This is a genomic window from Enterovibrio makurazakiensis, assembly GCF_050336585.1.
Classification (GTDB): Bacteria; Pseudomonadota; Gammaproteobacteria; order Enterobacterales; family Vibrionaceae; genus Enterovibrio; species Enterovibrio gelatinilyticus.
Window position 1 is genome coordinate 129,312 of sequence record NZ_JAKJSE010000020.1, and the last position, 13,920, is coordinate 143,231.

General features: G+C 47.6%; 14 protein-coding genes. 4 read left to right on the forward strand and 10 right to left on the reverse strand.

Annotated features, from left to right (window positions below):
* The first annotated feature begins 401 nt into the window (after positions 1-401).
* Complete coding sequence (locus L4D06_RS16180) at positions 402-1,553, forward strand: Na/Pi symporter (protein ID WP_429740421.1); 1,152 nt, start codon at positions 402-404, stop codon at positions 1,551-1,553.
* 105 nt (positions 1,554-1,658) lie between these two features.
* Here the strand turns inward: L4D06_RS16180 and L4D06_RS16185 are convergent, their stop codons facing one another.
* The 5 genes from L4D06_RS16185 to L4D06_RS16205 form a co-directional block, all read right to left on the reverse strand.
* The gene (locus L4D06_RS16185) at positions 1,659-2,429 is read right to left on the reverse strand and encodes an ABC transporter permease (RefSeq protein WP_274166959.1); all 771 of its coding nucleotides are present in this window, start codon (positions 2,427-2,429) and stop codon (positions 1,659-1,661) included.
* Positions 2,422-3,003, reverse strand: a complete 582-nt coding sequence (locus L4D06_RS16190) for an ABC transporter ATP-binding protein (RefSeq protein ID WP_429740422.1) — start codon at positions 3,001-3,003, stop codon at positions 2,422-2,424. Before L4D06_RS16190 ends, L4D06_RS16185 begins: the two co-directional genes overlap by 8 nt.
* A 54-nt stretch (positions 3,004-3,057) precedes the next feature.
* Positions 3,058-3,486: an acyl-CoA thioesterase gene (locus L4D06_RS16195; RefSeq protein ID WP_274166957.1), complete on the reverse strand. Its 429-nt coding sequence runs from the start codon at positions 3,484-3,486 to the stop codon at positions 3,058-3,060.
* A gap of 211 nt (positions 3,487-3,697) precedes the next feature.
* The gene (arfB, locus tag L4D06_RS16200) at positions 3,698-4,111 is read right to left on the reverse strand and encodes an alternative ribosome rescue aminoacyl-tRNA hydrolase ArfB (protein WP_274166956.1); all 414 of its coding nucleotides are present in this window, start codon (positions 4,109-4,111) and stop codon (positions 3,698-3,700) included.
* 98 nt (positions 4,112-4,209) lie between these two features.
* Positions 4,210-5,127 (reverse strand): DMT family transporter, encoded by a 918-nt coding sequence (locus L4D06_RS16205; protein ID WP_429740423.1) that lies wholly within the window; start codon positions 5,125-5,127, stop codon positions 4,210-4,212.
* Between the two features lie 218 nt (positions 5,128-5,345).
* Here L4D06_RS16205 and L4D06_RS16210 point away from each other — a divergent pair, with 218 nt between their 5' ends.
* The 3 genes from L4D06_RS16210 (at position 5,346) to L4D06_RS16220 (ending at position 8,495) form a co-directional block, all read left to right on the forward strand.
* On the forward strand, positions 5,346-5,735 hold the full coding sequence (locus L4D06_RS16210) for a DUF805 domain-containing protein (RefSeq protein ID WP_274166954.1): 390 nt from the start codon (positions 5,346-5,348) through the stop codon (positions 5,733-5,735).
* Positions 5,736-6,040: 305 nt separating this feature from the next.
* A complete protein-coding gene (locus tag L4D06_RS16215) occupies positions 6,041-6,424 on the forward strand; it encodes a DUF805 domain-containing protein (RefSeq protein WP_274166953.1) in 384 nt (127 codons plus the stop codon).
* A gap of 484 nt (positions 6,425-6,908) precedes the next feature.
* The gene (locus tag L4D06_RS16220) at positions 6,909-8,495 is read left to right on the forward strand and encodes a BCCT family transporter (RefSeq protein ID WP_429740424.1); all 1,587 of its coding nucleotides are present in this window, start codon (positions 6,909-6,911) and stop codon (positions 8,493-8,495) included.
* Positions 8,496-8,691: 196 nt separating this feature from the next.
* On the opposite strand, the gene L4D06_RS16225 is transcribed toward L4D06_RS16220, so the two are convergent.
* The 5 genes from L4D06_RS16225 to L4D06_RS16245 form a co-directional block, all read right to left on the reverse strand.
* The gene (locus L4D06_RS16225) at positions 8,692-9,447 is read right to left on the reverse strand and encodes an iron ABC transporter ATP-binding protein (protein ID WP_429740425.1); all 756 of its coding nucleotides are present in this window, start codon (positions 9,445-9,447) and stop codon (positions 8,692-8,694) included.
* Between the two features lie 6 nt (positions 9,448-9,453).
* Positions 9,454-10,404, reverse strand: a complete 951-nt coding sequence (locus L4D06_RS16230) for an iron chelate uptake ABC transporter family permease subunit (RefSeq protein WP_429740426.1) — start codon at positions 10,402-10,404, stop codon at positions 9,454-9,456.
* A complete protein-coding gene (gene vctD, locus L4D06_RS16235; RefSeq protein ID WP_429740427.1) occupies positions 10,397-11,332 on the reverse strand; it encodes an iron chelate uptake ABC transporter permease subunit VctD in 936 nt (311 codons plus the stop codon). Before vctD ends, L4D06_RS16230 begins: the two co-directional genes overlap by 8 nt.
* A 28-nt stretch (positions 11,333-11,360) precedes the next feature.
* Entirely contained in the window at positions 11,361-12,269 is a 909-nt protein-coding gene (locus tag L4D06_RS16240) for a siderophore ABC transporter substrate-binding protein (protein WP_429740428.1), read from the reverse strand.
* Between the two features lie 223 nt (positions 12,270-12,492).
* The coding region (locus L4D06_RS16245; RefSeq protein ID WP_429740429.1) for a calcium-binding protein at positions 12,493-13,920 on the reverse strand (1,428 nt) is incomplete at its 5' end.

Below are 13,920 nucleotides of genomic sequence, written 5' to 3' on the forward strand. Positions count from 1 at the left end.
GGTGTTATCCCTTTTTAATGGAGATCGCTACATCGGCAAAGGGACGCCTTGATCATAACGCCAGTAAAACTCGCTGAATCCTGCATCTTCAGGTTGTTTGGGTATACATCGCTTTATATGTCGCTTTGTCACAAAAATAATCAAAAAATAATACTTCGTTAAGCCCGTTGATTCGGGCTTTTTTTATGGCTGCTCTTTTCACTCGTAACTGGCTATTTTATAGGGATTTTTACGATAAAACTTTTTTGTGTTCCGCATCAAATTAATTGCTCGAGGGTCATGAATTAGTCACAAAAGCTTCAAAAAATCGTCAAATGAAATTTGTTGGTAATATTACTGTCACAATACATTCATAGGATGCCTGCGAACCGACAAATTACTTACATATTAGGAAGTGAGTTATGAGCATCCAAACTGAAGCACTCCCAAGACCTCAGTCTAACGCTCCAGGAAAACGCGCTCTGCAATGGACAGCTTTGATCGGCATGCTGTATCTGTTGCTTTTATCTGTTTCAATGATCGGTAGCGGCTTTAAGTGGGCTGCGGGCGAGCAAGCAAAAGAGTTGTTCGAGTTTGCCACAAACCCAGTTGCGGGTTTGATGATTGGTATTATCGGCACTGCACTTATTCAATCTTCTAGCACCGTGACATCAATTATCGTTGGTTTGGTTGCAGGCGGCTTGCCTGTTGAACTGGCTATCCCTATGGTCATGGGTGCGAACGTGGGTACAACGGTCACCAACACATTGGTGAGTTTGGGCCACGCACGCTGTAAAGACGAATTTCGTCGCGCCTTCACTTGTGCCACCGTGCATGATTTCTTCAATTTGATTGCTGTTCTCATTTTCCTTCCTTTGGAAGTGATGACTGGCTTCCTTCAGAAAATCTCTGCATGGTTGGTTTCTCCGCTCATGCAAGCTGACAACCTCAGCATGAAGAGCTTCAACTTCATCAAACCAATCACCAAACCTGTTGTGAACGGCGCTAAATCTGTGTTTGAGGCGCTTCCTGGTAACTTGGGTGGTGTCGCACTGGTTCTTTTCGGGATTTTCTTGGTCATCGTTGCGATTACCGTTATGGGTAAACTGATGAAAAAGCTGATGGTGGGTAAGGCACGCGAAGTGCTGAATGGCGCAATCGGTCGTGGTCCAATCCACGGCATCGCATCAGGCACGCTGGTGACTATCCTAGTGCAGTCGTCTTCGACAACAACGAGCTTGGTGGTTCCTTTGGTTGGAACGAACGTTCTGAGCATCCGTCAGGTTTACCCGTTCACCCTTGGTGCAAACATCGGTACATGTATTACTGCGTTGCTGGCAGCGACAGCCGTAACGGGTGGCAACGCCATCTTTGCACTTCAAATTGCATTGGTACACCTCACGTTTAACGTGCTGGGTATTCTGGTTGTGTATGGCTTGCCGTTCCTGCGTGAGCTACCGATTAAGTGTGCAGAGTTGTTGGCGGATTACGCAGTAAAATCAAAACTGACTGTTGTAGGTTACTTGGGCGCTGTATTTGTTCTGTTGCCAGGTTTCGTACTGTCAGTGTCGTAATTCACGACAACACGAAAGAAAAGAGATTCAGTGAAAAGCCCTGACCGGATTGGTCAGGGCTTTTTTGTTTCCGTGCTTTTTATCATGGAGCCGTTAGCGAGAAATCTACATCTTTAAGCGGCCATATTGATCGAAAGCACGATGGCTGGCTAAAGTCAGTGTCGTAGCGACCGAGAGGGTCACGGTAAGAAAAATCGCGACCATGATCACCAGTTGATATTTCACCGCCAACAATGGGGTTGTCCCACCGAGAATTTGGCCTGTCATCATACCGGGTAAGCTTACAATACCCAGCGTGCTCATGGCGGCCAGTGGTGGACGTAGTGCAGCGGTAAACGCTTCCTTCATAAAAGGTTTGCTTGGATGGGGAGAACCTAATGACAAGTAAAACTGAAATTCATCATGGCGTTGCTTTAAGCTGGCATGGAAGCGATCTAGCGCCAGCACATTGGCGGACAGGGCATTTCCGAGCAGCATTCCAGCCACAGGAATTAAATACTGCGCCTGCCACCACGGTTCTGCTTGAATCACACCAATGATCATGACGGGCAAGACACAAACCAGTGCGATGGCTTGGCCTGACAATACGGGTAACAGTAGGCTTTTGGGTTTCGCACCAGCTTGTCGACACACTGTCCAGCTAGCGACCAAAATCATCACAAGTAGCCAGATTGTATTGAGAAAGATATTGGCAAAATCGAACAAGGTTTGTAGATATAAACCCACCACGGCCAGTTGCAGTGTCATTCGGGTAACAGAGAAGATAAGCGACTTGCTTAACCCCAATTGCCAACGTTGGAACAACAGCAGTGGGATGAGAAACATCAGGTAGAAAGCGGCCAATGCGCCATTGCCGATAACTAATGCTTCACTCATCTTGAATCCCCATGTCATAGGTTTGATCCGCTGATGCTGCCCACACAGGATCATGTGAGATAGATACCATGATCACGGAGAGTTGGGACAACAACGTGATGACGTTGTCGCGGCTTTTAGGGTCGAGCGCGGATGTTGGTTCATCGAGCAACCAAATAGGGCGTGCGAGCAGCATTGCGCGTGCGATAGCTAGCCGTTGTTTTTCTCCGCCCGAAAGAGTGCTGACGTCAGTGTCTAAGTGGTGGGCGAGCCCTAAATCGCACAACACTGAACAGCAGCGTTCGTCGTTGGGTGGAGTCGTTGATTCCGCCTTAAGTGCCCAAGGTAGGCGCAACACTCCAGAAATAGTCTCTGCACCCAATATAGGTTCTTGCGGTAAATAGCAGCATTGCTTGCGCCACCACATGAGATTGTTACCGGTGACTCGTTGTTGTTGCCATTGGATCTCGCCGCTTTGTGCGGGTTGCAAACCTGCCAATACTTTTAGCAGACTTGTTTTTCCGCACCCTGACGGGCCACTGAGCGTGAGGTGTTCCCCCATAGCCAAATCAATGGACAATGGCGATAGGCTCATTGAAGCGAAATCAGATCTGAGTGACGTGAGGGACAGGAATGATGTGGTCACGGTTCATTTCACATAGCGTTGAAGCTGGGAGGCTGTGTTTTCTGGGATGGCGCAGCTTTTTCCCGTTTTGAAATCACAGTAAACGATCAGTGCTTCGCCTTCTGCCACGCAGCGTTGTTGATTATGGCTGTGGATTTCATATTTCATGGTGTAGCGCTTTTCCTGAACGTTTTCGACCCATGACACCGTAGTGATGGTGTCTGGATAAACGAGCGGGGCGCGGTAGTCACAGCGTGTTGATGCCACGACAGGGCCGACGTTGTGGCTTTTCACGTGTTCAAACACTTTTAACTCTTCGAGCATCACAACGCGCACATCTTCAAAGTAGCGAAAATAGACCGTGTTGTTGATGTGTTGGAGTGCATCCATATCATTCCAAACAATGGCTTGTGTTTGTGAGAGCGGGTAGTCCTTGAAGGGAGTCTGAGACACGTGATATTCCTCTTGTTGATTCATTTTGATTCAACACTAGAGAGGAGGTGGTGACAAGTAACTCAGCAAAACCCGCAGGGAATGTGTGACATCAGACCAGTGGAAAGAGCATGGGGAACTGTCGGAGTGGGGGCGAAGGGTGTGGTTGGGCGCGATAGCGAAACGAGAGACACCCAGCGAAGCAAAATCAATGTGGTTTGGTTACAACGGGTTACATCTGTACTTTGCCTCTCATCGATTTGGTTTTTCCGCGCAAGGTTTTCCCGTCAACTCGACGCCTTTGTGATGCCTTTGTTGGCTTGGTGGCTCTTCTCGCTTTTTGAACGACACCGACGCTTTTTATCATTTCTTGCAGGCGTGATAGTGCATCATCCCGATTTTTTTCTTGGGTGCGAAATTGCTGCCCTTTAATCACAATCACGCCATCTTTTGTGATGCGACTGTCTTTGAGTGCGAGCAATCTTTCTTTGTAAAAATCTGGCAGCGATGACGCCTGAATATCAAATCGCAGATGAACGGCAGACGAGACCTTATTGACGTTCTGACCACCTGCACCTTGTGCGCGGATATAAGAAATCTCAATTTCATCGTCTGAAAGAGAAACGGTTTGGGAAATGGTTAACATGTTAAAGCGCCCTTATTGCTACTGGGCGTCACTATAACGGAATGTGACTAGGTGACTCAAATCCGTTTTCATCACCGCTGGCTTGCCAGATTAACTGACTAGGTTGACTGAAGACGTTGTTTTCGTGAAGAAAGGTTTGCCACGATCAAACCGACGACAATAAATGTGATGCCGATGTAGTGATAATTCTCGAGGCGCTCTCCCAGCAATAGCATGGAAAAAATCAAACCAAATACGGGGATCAAATGCATGAATTGCCCTGTTTTAGCCGCTCCCATACGTTGCAATGCAGCATTCCAACAAAAGAATGCAAGGCCGGAGGCAAAAATACCCGTGTAAAGGGAAATCGCGATGCTTTCAAATGATAGCGGCATGGTTTCAACAAACACAGACTCTGCAATATAAACGGGTAACAGCATGGCAGTGCCGATAAACACGGTATAGCCCAATATAGGCAGTCCTTTGAGATCGTCAGGAAGGCGTTGTACAAATACAGAATACGTCGCCCAGACGAGAATGGCGAACAATGCGATCAGCTCACTATTGCCAAAGGTAAAGTCAGTGATGAGCTTGCCTTTGGTGATAATAAGTAGCACACCGATGGCGGATATCCCGATAGCGAGCGCTTGGCGCAGTGTCGTGGTTTGTTTAAGTAAGAAAAACTGCACCAGCAAAATCATGAGCGGCGAAGCGGATTGCAAAATCACGACGTTAGTGGAAAGCGTGTTTTTTAGCGCGACATACACCAAGGTGTTGTAGCCAGCCACGCCGAACAAGGCTAACAACAGAACCAGTCTGATGTTGTCTTTAAATAGACGCCATTGTTTGATCATGGGGCGCAGCACAAAGGGTGCAAGTACGATAGAAGCCACCGTCCAACGCCAGAATGCGAGACCGATGGGTGGTATGGATTCATTAACCATTTTTGCTAGCGTAATATTGCCTGCCCAGCTCATGGTCGCAATGATTGCCAATACCACGGGTATCCATGTCATCTTCTGATTGAGAGTCGTCATTGAATGGTCGCAATCCTTGCGTGGTAAATGTGCCACTAGTTACTCATTTTACCTTCGACTACGCAACCTGCATCTTCATCAAAAAGAAATGGGGCGATCGAATATAAACGGATATGTCATGCTCCTAATATTCGTGAGATTTGATACATTACTCGCTTGAAGTTTTGTGTTTGGTATTTTGTGTTGTTACACAGCAAGCGTTGGGTAGGGAGAGAATCATGAATGACTATATTGGTGTGTTAAAGAAATATGCCGTATTCAAAGGGCGTGCTCGAAGAAAGGAATACTGGACATTTATTCTGGTAAATATTGTGGTGTCGTTTGTACTGGGGTATGTCGATCAGTTGGTTGGTTCATACAACGCTGAAGCGGGTATTGGTACGCTTGGAATGGTTTATGCGGTCGCTGTCTTGGTGCCTACTTTAGCTGTGACTGTTCGCAGGCTACATGATACCGACAAAGTTGGCTGGTGGGCATTCCTAAGTATTGTGCCATTCGGTGTCATTGTGCTTCTTATCATGCAGGCATTCGAAGGTACCAAAGGCAGTAATCGATTTGGCCCTGACCCTCGGGGTGAACAATCAAAGAGCAGCACATTTTCTGGGTGATCTCCCGTTAAAAGTACAAGAAATATGTGCCGTAACGACCAGCTTTCGAGCTGGTTTTTTTTTGGGAATTGCTCCGGGGGAATCATGGTGGATCATGCGCGGTGTCTCAAATTTTCTTGTGTCCGAGAATGAGAATGCAACTGTATGAATTTCCACGAGTGAGACTGCGTCTCGATAGCGATAAATCAGAGTTGAGCGCATATTAAGCTGGTGTTTTTGAGTGTTCAGTCCCTATTTCAGCTTCTGCACTTTGTTAGCGTGCTAATCGAATTCTGACCGCAAACATAAGCTGTAGGTAGAACAAGATGAAGTGGTTTTTTCTTGGTTTTTTGAAGTATGCAACTTTTTATGGACGGGCAAGGAGAAAGGAATATTTTGGTTTCCTCCTGACTCAAAACCTTATTTTGTTGCTGTGTTTGTGGCTCGATGTTGCCTCGGTAGGTGTTGATAACTTCAATATCATGGAGTTGAACGCCTCTTTGCTTTGGTGGGGGATCACACTATTGCCTTCACTTGGCGTTACGATACGACGTCTACACGATATCGATAAATCTGGCTGGTGGATGTTGATCACCATCATTCCTTTTATAGGTACGCTGATTTTCATCGTGTTGTTGTTGCTACGGGGGACGAAAGGGCACAATCGATTTGGAAGCGATCCAAGAGGGATCTTCAGTCATAGCCTTTGAAACCAAGCCCTTTTAAAAGCAATTGCTCTAACACCATAAACGCGCCGACTGAGCGCGTTTTCAATTTTGGAGGGAAAATATCGCCATATCGTGGCCTGTACTGTTTGTTACCCGTTTTACGGGGAGCTGTACCTTAAACTTTGAAATAAGCACTTATAATTTATAAGTATTTCTCTCTACGCCACTGAATCTGTCCTTCTACTTACTGGCGTACATTTTCCTTCTATGTTTTCTCGAAGTTTCTCTCGACGTCTTGTCTTTGAGATGTTTGATTGCGATTACATTTTTTCTCTTACTGATTGCTCATTAATTGGGATGAAAAGGGATTTTCTCAGACTTCTCTTGGCCGATTCGTCATCATTGAACAGCGTACACAATAAAATAATGAATGAATGCCCTTTCTCACTCTTCGTAGAGTGAGAAAGGGCGTTGCTATTGCTGCTCTATCGTGTCGCGTTGTTGAGCAGTAAAAGGAGGCAATGCTGTGAGTGAATCTACATCGGAAGTAAATAACGACGATCAATACAATACCGATTATCAAATCGGTCAAGATAACGTCAACGTATTAGGGCTTGATTTCCATAACCCTGTTTTCCCAATTTCCGCCATCATGGTGGTGGTGTTTGTGTTGGGTGTGTTGATTTTTCAAGAACAAGCTGCGGAGTTCTTTGGGTGGCTACGCCCTGCAATCACACAGTCGTTTGACTGGTTCTTTGTCATTTCCGCCAACATCTTTTTAATCTTCTGTTTAATACTGGCGTTCTTGCCTGTCGGCAAAATCCGCTTAGGTGGTGATGAAGCAACACCTGATTACTCGTACCCTGCTTGGTTTGCCATGCTGTTCTCTGCGGGTGTAGGTATTGGCTTGATGTTCTATGGCGTGCTAGAGCCAATGAACCACACGCTAAACCCACCTCTGGGCTTGGAAACCGGTTCTGCGGAAGCACGTAGCATCGGTACGGCTGCATCGATTTTCCACTGGGGTTTCCATGCGTGGGCTGTCTATGCGGTTGTGGGTTTGGCGTTAGCCTTTTTCCACTACAACAAAAACCTACCTCTGACACTGCGTTCTGCGTTCTACCCGCTATTGGGTGATCGTGTGTGGGGTGTTTGGGGTCACGTCATTGATATCATGGCGGTATTGGCCACCCTGTTTGGCTTGGCAACATCGCTGGGTATAGGTGCAAATCAAATTGCAGCAGGTCTTAACTACCTGTTTGGTATTGATGCAGGCATTGAAACCAAATCAATCTTGATTTTGGTGATCACCTTGGCAGCACTTGTGTCGGTTTATCGCGGCATGGACGGTGGTGTAAAGCGTCTGAGTGAAATCAACATGGTGATGGCGGGCATGTTGATGGTGTTCGTGATTGCCGTTGGCCCAACGGCACTTATCTTCAGCGGTGTGGTGTCAAACACCGTGGATTACCTTAGCTGGTTACCTGCTCTTTCTAACTGGGTAGGACGCGAAGATTCGGGCTTCTACCACGGTTGGACGACGTTCTATTGGGCGTGGTGGGTATCATGGTCTCCATTCGTAGGTATGTTCATCGCTCGCGTTTCTCGTGGTCGTACTGTTCGTGAATTTATTTTGGCGGTACTGATTGCACCAACCATCGTTTGTATCGTTTGGATGACGACGTTTGGTACCACTGCACTGGATCAAATGGATGGCGGTTACAACGGCGTGGTGAACTTGATCACCAACGGAAACTGGCAGCCTGAGCTTTCCATTTACAAGATGTTTGAAGCGCTGCCGTTCACTGGCGTGATCAGCTTCTTCGGTATGGTACTGACGATCATTTTCTTCGTGACATCGTCGGATTCTGGTTCGCTGGTTATCGATACCATTACGGCGGGCGGTAAGATTGATGCGCCCGTTTCTCAGCGTATCTTCTGGTGTACCATTGAAGGTCTTGCGGCTATCGCACTCTTGATGGGTGGCGGTTTGGGCGCACTTCAAGCTGCGACCATTTCAACAGGCTTGCCGTTTGCGGTGTTCTTGTTAGTCATGTGTGTCAGCTTGTATTTGGGTCTTTCTCGAGAGCTACGCAGAAAGCAGTTTGCGTAATGTCCGATTTGCTTAGTGCTTAGTGCTTAGTGCTTAGTGCTTAGTGTTTAGTGCGCGTAGTGGTCAATGCACTTAAAGTCATAGAGCAAAAGTAAGCAGATAAACGAAACCCGCCAATTGGCGGGTTTTTGTTTTTATGTACACAGTAGTAGTGGGCTCAGGAGTAAATAACCTAAGGGCTCAGTAATACACGGGCTCAGTAATATAAGCACATGCGCTTACCATTGGCTTCAACGATGTTAAACGGCGTGTCGTAAATGTCTTCCAACACGTCAGCTTGAATCACATCATTCACCGTGGCATTGGCAACAATGCAGCCCTTCTTCATCGCAATGATATGGTCGGCATAACACGCCGCGAAGTTGATATCGTGGATCACCACAATGACGGCTTTTCCCATTTCATGCGCGAGGCGCTGAACGGTTTTCATGATGGAGAGCGAGTGGCGAATATCAAGGTTATTCAGTGGCTCATCCAAGAAGACATAGTCCGTGTCTTGTGCGATCACCATGGCGATGAAGGCAAGTTGGCGTTGACCACCGCTGAGTTCATCCAAGTAGCGATGTTGGAGTGCGGCCAAATCAAGGTAGTGAATCGCCTGATCAATAGCTTTGTTATCCGTAGCGGTCAGGTTACCTTTTGAATAAGGGAAGCGGCCAAATGCCACGAGTTCGCGAATGGTGAAACGCATGCTCATGCTGTTCGCCTGGCGCAGCACGGCCAGAGACTTTGCCAACTCTGCGGTGTTCCAATCTGAAATGGCTTTCCCGTTAATCACAACCGTACCGCTATCTGGCGAAACTAAACGTGTTGCTATGGAAAGTAGGGTGCTTTTCCCTGCGCCATTAGGGCCGATCACTGCGGTGACTTTGCCTTTTTCAAAATCGGTTGTTGCATCGCTAACAACACGTTGTTGACCAAAGGCTTTGCTGATTTTATCTAGAATAATCATGATGCTTTATACAATCTTGTTCTTGAGTAACATCCAAAGGAAATACAATCCGCCCGCGAAATTCACCACCACACTCAGGGTGGTATCGAAGGAGAACAGGTTCTCTACGATCCATTGCCCTGCCAGAAGGGTACACACAGACAATAAGGCGCAGCCAATCAGCAATACGCGGTGTTGGAAAGTGTTGAAAAGTTCTCTGGCGAGGTTGGTGACGAGCAGGCCAAAGAACATCACAGGGCCAATCAACGCGGTGGATACAGCGATGAGCACGGCGGAGAGCATCAGCGCACGTTGGGTGACGCGTTGAACATCAATGCCCAAACTGATCGCATTATCTCGGTCAAGCCAGAACACATCCAGCGTGCGGTGCATGCGGAACAAGGCGAAGCTGATCACCGCCAACACCGGCAAGCAAAGGTAAACAAGTTCCACCTTTACGTTATTGAAACTCGCAAACATGTTCGCTTGAACAGCGGCAAATTCGTTTGGGTCCATTAACATGGTGATGAACGATGCGGCGTTGCCAAACACCTGACCGAGAATCAATCCCACCAATAGAAGCACAATCAAGTTTCGACCTTCTTTGGCGAAGTAGAAACCAAATAGCAGCACAGAGAAGATCACCATTGCGCCGACAGAGATGGCAAAGTTTAAATACGCGTTCAACACATAGGCACTGAAACCACCAAAGATGGCGACGATCAGGGTTTGCGTAAGAAGGTAAAGCGCATCAAAACCCATGATGCTAGGTGTCAGAATACGGTTGTGTGTGAGGGTCTGAAAAACCAGTGACGACTGCGCGACCGCAATGCCTGCAAGCACCATGGCAAGCACTTTTGGCACGCGGCGAGACAGGAAGTACTCATAGTTATTGGCCGTGAGTCCGATACCAATAAATAGCGCTGAGAACACAAGGGCGGTGATCAGCATCAGACCCATCTTTTTGGAATCAGACATGCTTTTGCCCCTTCAAAATAAGCACAATGAAGGCAAGGCCACCAAGAATACTCACGAGCATGGATACGGGAATTTCATAGGGGAAGATAATCATGCGGCTAGCAATGTCGCAGACTAAGACCAACGCGGCGCCAAGGGCAGCGGTACGAGGAATGTTTTTCCTTAAGTTGTCGCCGTAATACAAGCTGACCACGTTGGGCACCAGAAGGCCGAGGAAGGGCAGGGTGCCGACGATCATCACCACACTGGCTGACATGATGGAAACCAGCATCACACCAATTAACACCACATGCTGATAGCGTAAACCTAGCCCAGTGGCGAAGTCTTTGCCCATGCCAACGGCAGAGATGCGTGTGGCATAGAGGTAACTGAAAATCGCGATAGGAATGGCAATGTAAAGCAGTTCGAAATCACCGCGCAAAATGGTGGCAAAGTTGGCGACTGCCCATGCACTGAGCATTTGTACCGCGTCATACTTGTAGGCAATAAAGGTTGCCCCCGCATCAATGATGCTGCCGTAAATGATGCCGATCAGCGGTACGAACACGGCGTTACGAAATTGAATCCGTTGGATAAGCGTAACGAACAACAGGGTGCCGAGCACTGACACACCGAAAATAAGCCAAAGCTGATTGCCATTGCCGAAGAAAACCAAGCTCGTCACGTAGCCTAGCATCGCGCATTCAATGGTGCCCGTTGTAGACGGAGCAGCAAATCGGTTCTGGCTGATCTGCTGCATAATAAGGCCAGCAATACTGAGCCCTGCACCTGCGAGCAAAATGGCAAACAGGCGGGGAAGACGGCTAGTAAAAAAGAGGTTTAGCGCCTCAGGATCACCTGCAAGTAAACTCGCAGGTGAAAGTGGGCTGACGCCCACGAACAAGGAAAATAGGCTTAAAAAGCCCAGAGGAAGCAATAACTTGAACAAGATAACCTCTGCTCTCCGGGAGCAAGTATTAAAGCGTTACGCTGTTTTTGATGTCTGAAACCATCTGCTCTGTCGCCGTAATACCTGACATGGACAAGTACCAAGCGTTCAGATCTAGATAGGTCATTTTGCCTGTCTTGTAGGCTTGCGTACTTTTCACCAAATCGTTGTCGAAGTCTTCGCGTGTGGTGCTGTCAGCAGGGTTGATCAGGGTGTCGCGGTCAATGATCAGCAGCGTTTTTGGGTTGGCTTCACGGATGAATTCGAAAGAAATGGAATCGCCGTGGGTCGCGGTTTTGATGTCTTTCACGGTTTCTTTGAAGCCAAAATCTTTGTAGATGACAGAGAAGCGTGACTCCGGGCCAAAGGCAGTGATGTTGCCGCCTGAACTCATCACAGTCAGCGCATCACTGTTGCTGGCGCTGTTATGTTGGCGAATGGCGTTGAACTCTTTTTCAAGCGATGCGATTTTTTGTTCTACCAAGTCTTCTTTGCTGAAGATCTTGCCAAGGTTGCGCCATTGTTCTTTCGTGCCTTTCCAGTAGCCTTCTGCTTGGTTATTCGCGAAAACAACGACAGGGGCGATTTTCGATAGTTCTTCGTAGCTGGTGGAGCTGCGAGGGCCGACGATGATTAGGTCAGGCTCTTGCATGTAGATCTCTTCGAAGTTGGGTTCGAAAAGGCTACCTGCATTCGCGTACTTATCGCTTTTATATTTATCGAGATAGTTAGGGGTTTGGGAGACTTTCGAAACGGCAACAGGGTCGATACCTAATGCGTTAACGGCATCAAGCGAGCCTAAACCGATAACGACGACTTTCTCTGGCGTCCCGTCGATTTGGGTTTGTCCCATCAAGTGATCAATGGTGATGTTGTGTGCATGTGCAGAAAATGAAGCAAAAATGGAAAGCACCATCGCTTTGAACAAGGTTTTCATGTTAACTCCCTATTAATATAATGAGAATGTTTCTCAAAATCATTCGCAATATACATTCGAGAGGGGGGGGATTCAACCTGTTAAGCGTAATCGATGGTTGTCTATTTGATTTAGATGGAAAATTTTGCGAGTGGGCAAGAGGTTTGATTCAATTAAGAAAAAAACAAAACCCACCAAAGGGCGGGTTTTGTTGATTTAATTCAGTGAATTATAACGTCTTTGATTAGGTGAACTCGAACATGTCTGCACTCACATTATTGATGGAGTAATTCTCAAGTGTCACGTACGCAGTTCCATTCTTGATGGATAACACGGTATTTGCGCCGTCTGCCCAGTAAGATATTTGATTAAACTTCCACGCAAGAGAATCATCAATCTGAATTGTGTCCTGATGTTTGTTGAAGTCTGCAATAACATCTCTACCTGAGTGAGCATCGAAATAGAAAGTATCATGGTGTTTACCACCAATTAATCTGTCATTTCCGCTACCGCCATTAATGAAGTCGCAACCGTTGTCACCATAAATGGTGTCGTTGTGCGCATCACCATACAGCCAGTCATCGTCGTTACCACCTGAAAGGTAATCATGACCATTACCACCGTGGAGACTGTCGTTTTCATTGTCACCAATCAGTGTGTCATTGCCGTTACCACCGAGAATGGTGTCTTTGTTTCCCTCTCCGCGAAGGTAATCGTCACTGTCGCCACCATCAAGATAGTCATTACCGCCACCACCAAAGAGTTGGTCTGCGCCGACGCCGCCATAAAGCTTATCGCCGCCGTCACCACCCCATAGTTTGTCGGCACCACGGTCGCCGACAAGCGTGTCCGCACCAGCGTCACCATACAAGTGATCATCGCCGTGATTACCATTGAGATAATCCGCGTCATCACCGCCCCAGAGGAAGTCGTTGTCGTTACCGCCTTCGATGTGGTCATTACCCGCGTCACCGTAGAGGTGGTCAGTTTCGTTATCTCCATAGATTCGGTCATCACCAGCGCCACCGCGAACTGTGTCCTGATTGCCCTCACCACGAAGATAGTCGTTACCGTTTCCACCATCTAGGTAGTCAGCACCATATCCGCCATATAGGGTATCGTTGCCTTCCTGACCATACAGCTTATCGCTGGCGTCTTGACCATAGAGTTTATCGTCACCGTTGCCACCATAAAGCGTATCGGCACCGCCCTCACCGTAAAGGACATCGTTGTGATTACCGCCATCGAGCAGATCACCACCATAGCCACCTATGAGCAGGTCATAACCATCTTCACCATAGAGTGAGTCATGCCCATTGCCGCCTTCGAGACGGTCATTGCCCCATTGTCCGTAGAGCTTATCGTCATGCTCACCGCCGTCGAGGTGATCGTTTCCGTGACCGCCGACTAAGGTGTCATAGCCATCTTGACCATACAGCGCATCGTTGCCGTTACCGCCTTCTAAACGGTCATTGCCCCATTCGCCGTAAAGTTTGTCGTCATGGTTACCTCCATCAAGGTGATCATTACCATGACCGCCAACTAAGGTGTCGTTACCGTCTTCGCCATACAGGGCATCGTTATCGTTACCACCATGGAGGTAGTCGTTGCCTGTACCGCCTTTGAGCGTGTCATGGCCATTTTCACCATATAGGTGGTCGTTGTTCCACTG